Annotated in this window: 14 protein-coding genes; 9 read left to right on the top strand and 5 right to left on the bottom strand. The window is 42.3% G+C overall.

Going from position 1 to position 12,726, the window contains the following annotated elements; all coding sequences use genetic code 11:
• Positions 1 to 6 precede the first annotated feature (6 nt).
• From NZ583_00600 to NZ583_00615, 4 genes are read left to right on the top strand one after another with little or no spacing between them, the layout of a single operon-like run.
• The gene (locus tag NZ583_00600; GenBank protein MCS7280117.1) at positions 7 to 1,236 is read left to right on the top strand and encodes a hypothetical protein; all 1,230 of its coding nucleotides are present in this window, start codon (positions 7 to 9) and stop codon (positions 1,234 to 1,236) included.
• The gene (locus NZ583_00605) at positions 1,233 to 1,808 is read left to right on the top strand and encodes a 2-oxoacid:acceptor oxidoreductase family protein (GenBank protein MCS7280118.1); all 576 of its coding nucleotides are present in this window, start codon (positions 1,233 to 1,235) and stop codon (positions 1,806 to 1,808) included. Before NZ583_00600 ends, NZ583_00605 begins: the two co-directional genes overlap by 4 nt.
• A complete protein-coding gene (locus tag NZ583_00610) occupies positions 1,805 to 3,529 on the top strand; it encodes a thiamine pyrophosphate-dependent enzyme (GenBank protein MCS7280119.1) in 1,725 nt (574 codons plus the stop codon). Before NZ583_00605 ends, NZ583_00610 begins: the two co-directional genes overlap by 4 nt.
• The gene (locus NZ583_00615; protein ID MCS7280120.1) at positions 3,526 to 4,515 is read left to right on the top strand and encodes a glycosyltransferase; all 990 of its coding nucleotides are present in this window, start codon (positions 3,526 to 3,528) and stop codon (positions 4,513 to 4,515) included. The genes NZ583_00610 and NZ583_00615 overlap by 4 nt, the downstream gene beginning before the upstream one ends.
• Here NZ583_00615 and NZ583_00620 read toward each other — a convergent pair.
• From NZ583_00620 to NZ583_00640, 5 genes are read right to left on the bottom strand one after another with little or no spacing between them, the layout of a single operon-like run.
• A complete protein-coding gene (locus NZ583_00620) occupies positions 4,486 to 4,701 on the bottom strand; it encodes a dodecin family protein (protein ID MCS7280121.1) in 216 nt (71 codons plus the stop codon). The two genes, NZ583_00615 and NZ583_00620, sit on opposite strands and share 30 nt — an antisense overlap.
• A gap of 24 nt (positions 4,702 to 4,725) precedes the next feature.
• Positions 4,726 to 5,871 carry a cysteine desulfurase gene (locus NZ583_00625; protein MCS7280122.1) on the bottom strand — a complete coding sequence of 382 codons (1,146 nt, stop codon included), beginning with the start codon at positions 5,869 to 5,871 and terminating at the stop codon, positions 4,726 to 4,728.
• 3 nt (positions 5,872 to 5,874) lie between these two features.
• Positions 5,875 to 6,285 (bottom strand): 4Fe-4S binding protein, encoded by a 411-nt coding sequence (locus NZ583_00630; GenBank protein ID MCS7280123.1) that lies wholly within the window; start codon positions 6,283 to 6,285, stop codon positions 5,875 to 5,877.
• 10 nt (positions 6,286 to 6,295) lie between these two features.
• Positions 6,296 to 7,021 (bottom strand): UPF0280 family protein, encoded by a 726-nt coding sequence (locus tag NZ583_00635; GenBank protein MCS7280124.1) that lies wholly within the window; start codon positions 7,019 to 7,021, stop codon positions 6,296 to 6,298.
• Positions 7,022 to 7,023: 2 nt separating this feature from the next.
• A complete protein-coding gene (locus NZ583_00640) occupies positions 7,024 to 8,457 on the bottom strand; it encodes a M48 family metalloprotease (protein ID MCS7280125.1) in 1,434 nt (477 codons plus the stop codon).
• Positions 8,458 to 8,526: 69 nt separating this feature from the next.
• Between NZ583_00640 and NZ583_00645 the strand changes: the two genes are divergently transcribed.
• From NZ583_00645 to dsrJ, 5 genes are read left to right on the top strand one after another with little or no spacing between them, the layout of a single operon-like run.
• Positions 8,527 to 9,264, top strand: a complete 738-nt coding sequence (locus tag NZ583_00645; protein MCS7280126.1) for an SDR family oxidoreductase — start codon at positions 8,527 to 8,529, stop codon at positions 9,262 to 9,264.
• Between the two features lie 34 nt (positions 9,265 to 9,298).
• Positions 9,299 to 9,760, top strand: a complete 462-nt coding sequence (locus NZ583_00650; protein MCS7280127.1) for a hypothetical protein — start codon at positions 9,299 to 9,301, stop codon at positions 9,758 to 9,760.
• A 1-nt stretch (position 9,761) separates the two neighbouring features.
• A complete protein-coding gene (gene dsrM / locus NZ583_00655) occupies positions 9,762 to 10,772 on the top strand; it encodes a sulfate reduction electron transfer complex DsrMKJOP subunit DsrM (GenBank protein ID MCS7280128.1) in 1,011 nt (336 codons plus the stop codon).
• Positions 10,773 to 10,807: 35 nt separating this feature from the next.
• A complete protein-coding gene (locus tag NZ583_00660) occupies positions 10,808 to 12,364 on the top strand; it encodes a (Fe-S)-binding protein (protein MCS7280129.1) in 1,557 nt (518 codons plus the stop codon).
• Positions 12,345 to 12,725 (top strand): sulfate reduction electron transfer complex DsrMKJOP subunit DsrJ, encoded by a 381-nt coding sequence (dsrJ, locus tag NZ583_00665; GenBank protein ID MCS7280130.1) that lies wholly within the window; start codon positions 12,345 to 12,347, stop codon positions 12,723 to 12,725. Before NZ583_00660 ends, dsrJ begins: the two co-directional genes overlap by 20 nt.
• Position 12,726: the final 1 nt, after the last annotated feature.

The raw sequence follows: 12,726 nt of genomic DNA on the forward strand, positions 1-12,726 counted from the left end.
TAGCCCATGTTTAAAGATATAGTGCAGCTACTCATAGAAGAAGGTATTGAATTCATTTACACCTCTAGAAAAGCTCTTCCTCTCCTAGAAGTACCTTTTTGCCACCCTAAAGTACACATAGAAACGGTTATTAACGAAAAAGTTGCCTATGAGTTTGCTCTTTCTGCAAGCATAGTAAAAAAAAGATCGTGTTTTATAACTGGTACCCGTGAGTTATGTGAAGCCCTAGATCCCATTATGAGCTCAGCTTATATGGGCGTACTTGGACCGCTGCTCATCGTGGCAGTCCGTGACCAAGACCATGACTTTGCTTTTCTTGGTCCCTTTTCAAAGCTACCTCTCATTGTAGAGGGAAGAAGTGAAAAATTCAGAGATGCGATAAGCTTCGGGATGTATATTTCAGAGAAGTTTGAGATCCCTGTAATTGTGGAACTCGATGTACTTTATTTGGACAAACTTTGCCCGATCTCAAAAACTGGCTCAATGGTCCAAACGACAGGTTCTTTTGAATTCCACAAAAACCCTTCAAGATGGGCGGCAACTCCTAGTTTTAGATATAAACTCCATAAGATTCTCAATGAAAAAATAAAGTCAATAAGGGAAGAGTTCGAAAACTACCAAGGAAATGAGATAAGACTAAAAGGTACTACTGGTTTCATCTCGTATAGACAGAGTGCCCTTTCTTTCTTTTTCGAGGACTTTAGCACGCTTTATCTCTCAACCGTCCATCCTCTGCCTTTAAAGCTCGTCTCGAGATTTTTAGAAGATGTGGATGAGGCCTTCGTTCTTTCGGATCCCCATTCTGTCATTGAGTACCAAATATGTGACTTTAAGGAAAAGATAAAACCCTTTGACTATCAAAACAGTATTAAAAAAAATATCCACGGCAAAGCTGAAACGATCTTCGGTTACGAGGTAGTAAGGGATACATTGGGTCCTGCATCATCGATAAACATGGCCCACGGAATAAAAAAGACCAATCCCGAAAGAAGGATCCTAGCCATCACATACGAAGACCATTTCTTTCACTCAGGAATTCCAGCCTTCATAAATACGTTGTACAATGATTCGCATTACCACCTTTTGATCCTTGCAAAAAATAGGGTCTCGGACCTTAAAGTCTTCATGGAAGGGATCGGATTTAAGGATTACTACACGGTGGAGAAACTGGAGGATCTCAAAGAGTATTTGACAAAGGATGGGCTTACGGTCTTCATAATGGAAGGAAGTATATGAGATCTAAAGGATTATCCATCGAGATTATATGCGCCGGGATTGGGGGTCGGGGAGTACTTTTAGCCTCAACTCTCCTTATAGACTCGGCTGTAAGGAAGAACGTCTATGCAATAGGATCGGATGAATACGGGATGAGTCAAAGAGGGGGTTCTGTCATATCCCAGGTCAAAATAGGTAATGTGAAGAGCCCGATTGTTGGAAAGGGGCGTGCCGACATACTTTTGGGTTTTGAAGAGAGCGAATTTTTGAGGAACGTTTCTTACTTGAAAAAGAAGGGCATAGGGATAGTAAACACCAATAAATCTGAGATTGATCGGAAAGTAACGGATGCTTTAAAAGAGAGAAGTGTAAGGCTCTACCTTTTGGATGCGGACGAAATAGCAAGGAGAGAGGGTCTTTTTCTGGCATCAAACATGGCCGTTCTCGGTTTTCTCTCATCTTTGGGAATAGAACCATTAACTTACGAAAACCTCAAAGAAGCCATAATTTATAGGCTCCAGGGGAAAATGTTGGAGGGGAACCTTAAAGTATTTGAGAATGGTTACAGAAAAGGATTGGAGATTTTAAAATGAACGAGTTGATGATAGGCAATTATGCGATTGCGAGGGGATTCGTTGAAGCCGGGCTAGAGATAGCCGCAGCGTATCCGGGAACACCGAGCTCTGAGATACTGCCAGGAATAGTAGAATTTTCAAAAAGGGAAAATGCAGAAATACATTGTGAATGGTCAGTAAACGAAAGGGTCGCTTATGAAGTTGCATACGGTGCGGCGCTTTATGGAAAAAAGGCGGCATGTATGATGAAGCAGGTAGGTTTGAACGTTGCATTCCCAGCCTTTTACAATTTTAAACACCACGAGATAAAAGGATCGTTCGTTATTGTCTCCTGCGATGATCCGGGTCCCCAGTCATCCCAAACCGAGCAGGACACAAGGATGCTATGTACTTTCATGGACGTTACGTGCTTTGATCCTTCTAGCCCTAAAGAGGCAGCCGATGTGGCGTATTTTGCTCTTCGCCTGTCTTTTGAGACTAAAAGACCGATAGTTATAAGACCAACCCACAGGGTGAGCCACTCGAGAGAGGCCGTCCCCCTCTATAGACCGGGAAAAAGAAGGGTAAGATTAAAGGAAGGGTTAATCAGCAAAGGAAAGACCGCCAAATTAGGTATTGTCGCATCTGGTATGTCATTTTCGGTCGCAATTGATGTTCTAACCGAGCTCAACCTCATAAGAATGATTCCAGTCTATAAGGTACTTAGAGTCCATCCTTTGGACACAAAAGTAAAGGAATTCGCACAAAGCTTACAAAAGGTCTTAATCCTTGAAGAGACTGACGCGGTGATTGAGGCTAAGCTTAACGATTCAAAAAGAGTCTACGGAAGGCTAAACGGTTTTTTAAGTGGTGCAGGAGAATTAACCTACGATGTAATAAAAGAGGCTATTACAAGTTTATGCAGGGATTCGGGAATTGAAGTACAAAATGAGATCGATTATGCGTTGGAAGATCTAAGTAAAACTATTAACATAGTTCCAAGACCTCCCAAGCTTTGCAGCGGATGTCCACACAGGGCCTGTTTTTATGCAATGAGGGAGGCTTTTCCGGAAGCCATATTTCCTGGAGACATAGGTTGTTATACACTTGGAATCCCGCTTGGGGCTGTGGATACGGTTGTGGATATGGGTGGAAGTGTGAGTTTGGCCTCTGGCTTTTACAACGTTTTCTCAAAGGAAAATCGGAATATTCCTATCCTCGCTTCCTTAGGCGACTCCACATTCTTCCACGCCTGCCTTCCCGCAATATACGATGCCAGAAAAAAGAATAAGAAGTTTATTTTAGTGATTCTCGATAACGGCACAACGGCCATGACAGGTATGCAGCCAACACCGCAGACTGGGATCACCGCAAAAGGAGAAAAAAGTAGATCAATAAGTATTGAGGCTACTTTGCGAGCTTTAGGAATCGAAAACATACGTATTGTCGACCCGTATGATATTCCTTTTGTAATCAATACCATAAAAGAAGCCCATCACCACCTCCAAAAGGGAGAGGGTCCTTTCGCGATAATTTCAAGGAGGGAATGTCTCCTCCTTTCAAAGAGAAGATTTGAAGTGAAGATAGACCTTGAAGAAGTCTGCACTGGCTGTAAAAGATGTATAAGGTACTTCGATTGCCCTTCTTTGGAGTTCGACGAGAAAGAAAAGAAAGTGAAAATAAACCGGGATCTTTGCGTACAGTGCGGAAATTGCTTATATGTCTGTCCCGCAAAAAGAAAGAGGCTTGATAGCCTTTGAACCCACAAGGAACCATATCGGTTCTTGTAGTCACAAAGGATACGCCAAATCTTCTATCAAGGCTCATAACATCGATACTAGAGGACAGAGAGCTCTTTTCTGAAATAAGAGAATTGATCGTTGTGGATAACGGTAGCGATTTAGAAACCGAAGAAATCGTAAAAAGGTTTAGCATCGGAATAAAATACCTGCGACAAAATAGAAATCTCGGATTCGCCAAGGCTGTAAATTTAGGTGCCTCCATATCTACTGGCAAGTACTTGCTTCTTCTTAATTCCGACATCCTTTTGCCTAAAGGAGAGATCTTAAAGCTAAAAAAAGTTATGGATTCATATCCGAATATCGCGGTATCCGGTCCGTCCCTTATATATCCTGACGGTTCATTCCAACGCTCTTACTCCCATGTCCCGTCCCTTCTTGTCGAAATAGTTCCTCGTTTCGTCTATGAGGCTCTATTTACAAATAGGAGTAGAAAACTGATCCATTCTGATCCCTTATTAGGACAGATTTTTGAAGTAGAATCCCTAATAGGTGCCTGCCTTATGATAAGGAGGAGCACATTTGAAAGACTCGGTGGGTTCGATGAAAGGTTTTTCTTCTTCTTCGAGGAGACCGATTTTTGCTTGCGAGTAAAAAAGATTGAAGGATCTTGTGTTTTTGTCCCTTCTTGCAAGGTCATTCACGACCAGGGGATGACAGTAAGAAAGGTTTGGGTTTTAGGAAGGCTAGAGTACAATATTTCTCTTCTTAAATTCATCCGGAAACACTATCCCGTTTGGTACTCAAATACATTCGTTTTTGTTAGGTTTTTAAAGACTCTACTCGGAACGCTTCTACTTTTGGGTTTTTTTCCAGTTACGTTCCTTTCAGAAAAAAGAAAAAGGATCCTCAGTTACTACCTTCGTACTCTTTTTTGGTTTTTAAAAGGTCTCCCAGACGACTACGGTTTAAAGAGCTTAATTTTCAAGAACGAATATAATCTCTAAGGTCACTCGGTACTCCACTATCTTGCCATTTTCGACTCTCAATCTGTGGTCCTTTACCCTTATGCCGGTTATTCCGCGTAAGGTCTTCGTTGCCCTTTTGAATCCAACCATTATTGCGTCGTCAAAACTTTTGGGCGAGCCAGCTATAACCTCTGTTACTCGGGCTACCCTTCCTCCCTCCGCCATATAAACCTCCCTTTTTAGGTATCTTTATCTTTCTCTTAGCCTTTTGACCGCAGAGGGGATAACGGAGATGGCGTAATCTATATCTTTTTCCTCTGTAAATTTACCAAGACTTATCCGCACCGCCGATCTTATTTTTTCTTCCGGAAGCCCCATCGCTAAAAGGACATGGGACAAAGAGGATTTACCGGATGTACACGCAGCTCCAGAAGATATAGCTATACCTAAGCTATCGAGTACACTTAAAAGGTTTGGCCCTTCTATGCCATCAAAACTCAGATTTATAGTATTTGGAAGCCTTCTTTCTTGATCCCCGTTAAGCGTAATCCCATCTACACATTTTGTAATGCCTTCGAGCAGTCTTTTGCGCATATTCTCCATCCTTTCTATGTCGCGATCTATCTCTTCCATAAGCGAGGCCGCACAAATGCCCATTGTAACTATTCCTAAAGTGTTTTCTGTGCCTGGTCTTAGACCTTTTTCTTGATGACCTCCGTGAGTGAGTGGTTCCATACCACTTATTCCTTCCCGAACGTAAAGAAAACCGATTCCTTTCGGAGCGTATGCCTTGTGTCCTGAAAAACTCGCAAGGTCTACATTCAATTCTTCAATATCTATCTTTAATTTCCCAAGTGCTTGAACCATATCCGAATGGAATATCACTTCGTATTCTCTCGCTATTTTACCGATTTCCTTTACCGGTAAGACGGTACCAGTCTCGTTATTCGCGTACATGACAGTTATTAGGATCGTCTCTTTCTTTATCGCCCTTTTTACCTCTTCAGGATCTATCTGTCCAATAGAGTCTACCGGTAGATAAGTTACCTCAAACCCTTTGGACTCGAGATACTTAAGTGTGTTTAAAACACAAGGATGTTCGACAGTTGTGGAAATTATGTGATTCCCCTTTTTTCTGAAACCGAAGGCTATCCCTTTAATAGCGATATTTGAGCTTTCTGTTCCAGAGCCAGTAAAGATTATTTCATCTGGCTTCGCGTTTATGAGTTTTGCCACATTTAGGCGAGCCTCCTCTATCTTTTCTTTTGCCAGCCTTCCAGCCCAGTGAGTACTTGAAGGATTACCGAAAAGGTAATCGAAAAAAGGTTCTATCTCATTTTTTAACTTCGGGTGAAGAGGTGTTGTTGCGTTGTAATCGAGGTAAACCCTTCTCATAGGTTAATCGAAATAGACGTTCATGGCCCGTACTGGACAGACTTTCACGCAGAGCTCACAGGCAACACATTTTTCGTAATCGAATTTCACTCGCATCTTATCTTTCCTGTCTATTGAAAGTGCTTCGGTAGCACAGACACTGGTACAGATCCCGCAGTGTACACACTTTTCCTCGTCCCTCGTTATGTCCTGTTCGATGGGTTCTATTTCGAGATTTTTACTCTTTAAGTACTCGATGCCCTTTTCAAAGTTTGCATCATCCCCTTCTATTTCTAAGACCATTATAGATTCAGCCTTTGGATAAACATGGGCCCTTAGGATGTTAAAGATTAGATCGTAGTCTTTTGCCAGTCTGTAGACTATAGGCTTATCTATCGCTTCTTTTTTGAACCTTATGAGGATCCTTTTTTTCAAATCCTTTCCCTCATGTGGCCTTAAGCTCTATATCCCCCCAGACCCCCATATGTTTTCCCACAATCACGACAATACCTAGTATCTCTTCGAATCTTTTCGCAACCTCAATCGCATATGGTATGGAGTCTTTAGTTTTTACAAGATTACCGATATAAGTTGCAAGACCATCCGACATTGCTGCAGAACGCGTAACAATGCACACAGCATCTGCCTTTCCGAAACTCAGAGAATGGCCAAAAGTTCCTGAAGATGTACATATCCCGTAAGGATCATCGGAAGCCTTGATTTTTAACCCAATTCTCTGGCTTAAAGGAGAATCCTTAGCGTAAATAAGGACAATTCTTTCCCTTTTCGTTCTTAGGTAGATGTCCCCCCCGTTCTCTATTATGAACTCGTCAGAAAGTCCGTGTATGTCCTCGCCAATGTACTCTGCTATTGCACCTGCCACACTGGCCATGGGCCCGACCCCGATCTTTTGTGAACATTCAAGCATCCTTTTTACGATCGAAGGAGCCAATGGGTCATAAGCTATAGGCGAAAGGCTGTCTTTGAAAAAGGGATTATGCTTTATGTACTTTTCGATCTGGTTCCTGTAGAAAATTAACCTTTCCCTTATGTAAGCAGAAAGATCGGTCTTTGTGCAACAGAAAAGATCACTCTCTTTGTATTTGACCTCATAAGCTACGAGATCTTCTGGGTTTGAGATCCTTCTATAGAACCTTTCTTCGTATGCCATCTTTATCTCTGGATCGATCTTAACCTGTCTTTAGCGTATCTACCCATTTCGTTATCCGGTGCCACTTTTACTTGCTTTAGGTAGTACTCATAGGCCTTGTGGATTTTCCCTGTCTTTTCGTAACAGATTCCTAAGGTCCCATAGATGGTTGGGTGTTCTGGTAAAGCTTGCAAGGCAAACTCAAGATGGTTAATCGCGTAGTGATAGTTATGAGAATCGAAATAGGCCATTCCTAAATAGTAGTGGGAGGGCACATCGTTTGGAAAAAGAGACAGGGCGTCTTTCAAAAAGGCCATGGCGTTTCTGAGATCTTTCTTCTCATAACATACTATGCCAAGACCTCTTAGTGCCGGCACGTAGGAGGGATCTATCTTTTGGGCTCGCCTGAAGTACCCCTCGGCACTTAAATGGCGGCCCCTTTTCTGTTCCAGAATACCTTTCAAGGTAAGATACGGGGCCTCGTCATTTTTTTCCTCTAAAGCTCTGTCGATTAATCTTTCGGCCTCTTTGATATTTCCTTTTCTTAGTGCCGAAACTGCCGGGTCATAGTAAGTGATATATATTCTGTGCGTCCTTTTTAAGTTCGAGATAGCCTCCTGAAAAATCTTTCTCTGGGTGCCATCACCTCTTAGGTTTACAGGTTTTACCTTCTCCGTAATCGTCTTTAGCTCTTCAATTCTTATCTTTGTTCTCGGATGGGTCGAGAGAAGCTCGGAAAAAAAGCTACCCTCCTCCGAATCTTTTCCAACCCGTCTTAAGTACTCATCCGAAGCCCTTTGGACATTTAAGTGGGCATATATAGCATTCTTTGGGTCGTATCCCAATCGCACCATATACTCCACGCCCAATCTATCCGCTTCCAGCTCATCCTCCCTCGAATATTTAAGGAGGAGAAGGTTGGCTCCTATCGAACCCAATGCCATTGCCCAGTCTGCGTAACTTTTGCCTGAAAGTGCGTAGCTTCCCACTTTAAGTAGCGAATCCGCAAGGATTGACTTTGACATCTGAGAAGCTGAATGGCGGGCAGAGATATGTCCTATCTCGTGACCCATCACGTAGACGAACTCAGCTTCACTCTCTAAAGCACAGAGCAAACCCCTTGTTATGGCAACATATCCTGGAATGGCCCAAGCATTCGGTAATGAACTATTCTGAATCACAAATTCTATTGGAAGGTGCGGTCTATGAGAGACTCGGTGTATTTGTAAAACTAAGTCCCGAAGGTAGGCCTTTAGTTTGTCGTCTTTAAATTCACCCCCTGCTCCCTCAGCGCTCCAAAGTATATTTGGATACCATTCCTTTGCCAGTTTAATCTCGTCCTTTTCGGATAAAAGTATTATCTCTTTTTGCCCTGAAACTGGGTTCGTGGTACATCGTAAAGAGAAAAAAGAAAGTACGAGAATGATAAAAAAGACTTTTAATGGAGATTTTTTCATCGGGTATTAAAATTAGCAGAAATGCTTGTGCCTTTGCAAAAATTTTTATAAAATTTAGGCCACCTTCGTATGTCTCTTCGGGGAAGGAGAGCCTTAATCACAGGCGCATCTCAAGGCATAGGGAAGGCATGCGCATTTGTTTTCGCTGAAAAGGGTGCGGAGCTAGTACTTGTCGATAAAAACAAAAAAGCTCTAAAAGAGGTATCCGAGGAGTTAAAATCGAAGGGTTTTTCTGTCTTTTCTTACGCATTCGATCTTATGCGCACAAACAAACTTGAATCACTGATTTCTCAAGCAAAAAAGGAAAAACCGATAGATATTCTTGTAAATAATGCAGGATTTGACAGGCCGGGAACTCTCGCTAAAACGGAAAAAAAGATGTTCGTTGAGGTTCTGACGATTCACGTTGTAGTTCCGTTTCTTCTTATGAAGCTTCTCCTTCCTGATATGAGGATGAGAAAGTGGGGAAGGATTATAAACATAAGCTCCGTCTATGGGCTCGAAGGCGCAAAAGGAGAAGTGGCATACTCAACCGCAAAGGCGGCCATAATAGGACTCACAAAAAGTGTGGCTAAAGAGGGAGGGCCAGACGGAGTAACTGTAAATGCCATAGTGCCCGGAATAATCCGTACGCCCCCTATCCTTAAAATGCCAGACAAATATAAAGAACCTCTCATATCCCGGACTGCCATAGGTAGAATGGGAGAACCAGAAGAAGTGGCGTATGTAGCTAGTTTTCTTGCCTCTGACGAAGCTTCGTACATCACAGGGACCACCCTTGTTGTTTCAGGCGGGTGGGGCGGATAGAGATTTATCTTGCAAGTTATTCGTTAATTCTTGTATGACTTTATCCGTGGAAGCTGCCATAGAGATTATAAGAGATCTCTGGCTTTTTAACATTCTTTCCACATATCACAAAGAAAGCATCGGTTTCCTCACGAATGAGAGCGATAGATTCTTAAACCCCGTCGGCCATAGTTATAAAGACAGCATAAGCCAGATCTTAGAGGAAATTTTCGGATCCTTTTCTGAGCTGAAAATAAAAGAGGCCATGGGGATGATGGCCAAAATTGGCTGCCTATCAGGATACTCCTTTGAAAATGAAAATTTCACATTTTTTCTTCAAAAGGTTTTGAAGGAGAAAAAAGAGCTTGTAGGGGCAGAGCTTACAGAAAAAATAGAGGAAAGACTTGCAAAGCTTTACATGTTGGAAAAGAAAATTTTTGAAGAAACCCAAAAGAAGCTAGAAGAGCTCAAAAAGAGGGGCTTTTTTACAGGCATGAAAAGAAAAAGGGTCGGATAAGGTGTCGACAAAGCTAATATACGCTTTAACTTTCACCATATTTTTAGTTACGATTCCCATTATCGGTGTTGGTATTTTGAAACTAGAGTTTTTGTTCTCGATTGTCGTTCCTTATTTGGCGCTAGCAATATTCTTTTTGGGCTCCATACACAGGGTAGTCCTTTGGAGCACATCGCCTCAGCCTTTTAACATAACCCTTTCTGCAGGCCAAAATAAGTCTTTTCGATGGATACGTACAAGTTACGTGGAAAGTCCGCATTCAAAATTTGGAGTGATACTTAGAATGATCACAGAAGTACTCTTATTTAGGTCTTTACTGAGGAACGAAATGGTCAAAACGCACGAATCCAGATGGCTTGTTTTTACACCAAAAAAGGGACTCTGGTTTTTGGCCATGATTTTCCATTACTCTCTTTTAGTGATCGTTCTCAAACATTTAAGATTCTTTTTCGAACCGACTCCCTTCTTTTTAGACCTTATTCTCCGTATCGACAAGTTTTTCGAATTATCCCTCCCTTCTCTTTCTTTGACAGAAGTACTCGTTCTTGTTGGAACGGTAGGTCTTCTCCTAAGGAGAATCCTCTCCAAAGAGATAAAATACATCTCCCTTTTTGGCGACTACTTCATTCTCCTTTTGATCCTCACTCTGGTTTTGACGGGCATTCTCCTTAAACACTCTTTTAGAGTCGATCTCTTAGATGTCAAACGGTTCTGCATAGGTCTTTTCACCTTCAATCCGCATGTTCCTAGCAAGGTCGGTCTTACATTTTACGTTCATCTATTTTTCGTCTCTGTCCTTTTGGTCTATTTTCCTTATAGCAAGCTCGTCCACGCAAAGGGAGTATTCTTTTCTCCTACAAGAAACCTACCGAACAATAGTAGGCAAAAGAGGTACATTAATCCCTGGAACTATCCAGTGAAAGTAAAAAGTTATGAAGAATGGGAAGAGGAGTATAGGGATATGCTAAAGGAAGCGAATATTCCGCTAGATAAGGAGGAAAAGGGGCCTTGAAAGAAAAAAAGAAAATAGATCTAAACGAAGACTGGATGGACAAAAAGGTAGAGTTCAAAAAGGGTACGTACTGCTTTGGTGCTCCTGTAAAACATCAAAAATATTTGGATCTTCCTTTTGCACGCGAGTGGCAGCCCCACAACGAAGACTGGGGTCTTCCTCATAACTGGAAAGAGATCATTATCCAAGGGATGAAAACGCTCCTTAACAGATATAGGTCATTCAAACTCTTTATGGATGTTTGCGTAAGATGTGGGGCATGCGCGGATAAATGCCATTTCTTTATCGGAACTGGTGATCCAAAAAACATGCCAGTTTTGCGGGCTGAGCTTCTCCGGTCAGTGTATAGGAGGTATTTCACCCTCCAGGGGCGTATCTTTGGTAGACTTGTTGGAGCAAGGGATTTGACGGAGGAGATTCTCAAAGAATGGTTTTACTATTTTTACCAATGCACCGAATGTCGAAGGTGTTCCCTTTACTGCCCGTATGGGATAGATACATGCGAAATTACAATGATGGGAAGAGAACTTCTAAATCTTTTAGGCTGCAATATCCAGTGGATCATTGAGCCCGCATCTAACTCTTACAGAACCGGCAACCACCTCGGTGTACCGCCGCTTGCCTTTAAAGAAACAATGGAATTTGCAGTGGACGAAATCAAAGAGCTTACAGGGATAAAGATAGATGTTCCAATAAACAAAAAAGGCGCGGAAGTTCTTTTTGTTGCCCCTTCCGCAGACTACTTTGCAAGCCCGCACTGGTACACGCTTTTGGGCTATCTTATGCTCTTTCATGAAGTAGGACTCGACTACACATGGAGCGCTTTTGCGTCAGAAGGTGGAAATTTTGGACTTTTTCACTCTTATGAACTTATGAAGAAGCTCAACGCAAAGATATACGAAGAGGCAAAAAGACTCCGGGTAAAATGGATACTCGGAGGCGAGTGCGGACACATGTGGAGGGTGATACACCAGTACATGGATACGATAAATGGGCCTGCAGATTTCCTCGAAGAGCCCGTCTCCCCTATAACCGGCACGAGATTTGAAAATGCAAAATCAACAAAGGTGGTCCACATAGCTGAGTTTACCGCGGATCTCATATTCCACAACAAGCTAAAACTGGATAAAAGTAGGAACGACAAATGGGTTGTAACCTTTCACGATTCGTGCAATACGGCAAGAAGCATGGGACTTTTTGAAGAACCAAGATTCATATTGAGGAACGTATGTAATAGATTTTACGAGATGCCAGAGAACACTATAAGGGAAAAGACTTTCTGTTGCGGAAGTGGGGCCGGATTGGGAGCTGACGAGAATCTAGAGGCTAGGCTAAAAGGAGGTTTTCCCAGGGCTTATGCGGTAAAGTACGTAAAAGAGAAATACGGGGTCAACATGGTTGCTTGCATGTGCGCTATAGACAAAGCATCACTCCCCACATTATTCGAATACTGGGTAGGCGGTGTTGATGTTTGCGGGATTCACGAGCTTGTAGGTAATGCCTTAGTTATGACAGGAGAAATGGAAAGAACAAAGGATTTGCGTGGCGAACCTCTGTCAAGTGGGAAAAATAATGAAGATCTACGACAGTAGAAAGGTAGTTACAGGTTTGATACTCGCTCTTTGCCTTCTTACTTCCCCTTTCTGGTATAACATCTTCTTTGGCAGACCGAAATACTTACCTGAACTTAAAGTAGAAAGGATAAACAAGTGTGTTAGAGAAGCTTCATACATGAGGAAAAACCACATGAAACTTTTAGATCTTTGGAGGGATTCGGTTGTGAGAAAGAATGAGAGACTCTATCTGAAAGAGGATGGGAAAGAATACAAGATGAGTCTTTCGGGTACATGCCTTGGATGCCACAAGGAAAAAGAAGCCTTCTGCGACAGGTGTCACGGATACATTGGTGTGACTCCAAAATGCTTTAGGTGCCACGTCGTTCCCAAGGGGTAAC

This window comes from Thermodesulfobacteriota bacterium (assembly GCA_025062045.1).
GTDB lineage: Bacteria > Desulfobacterota > Syntrophorhabdia > Syntrophorhabdales > JANXAF01 > JANXAF01.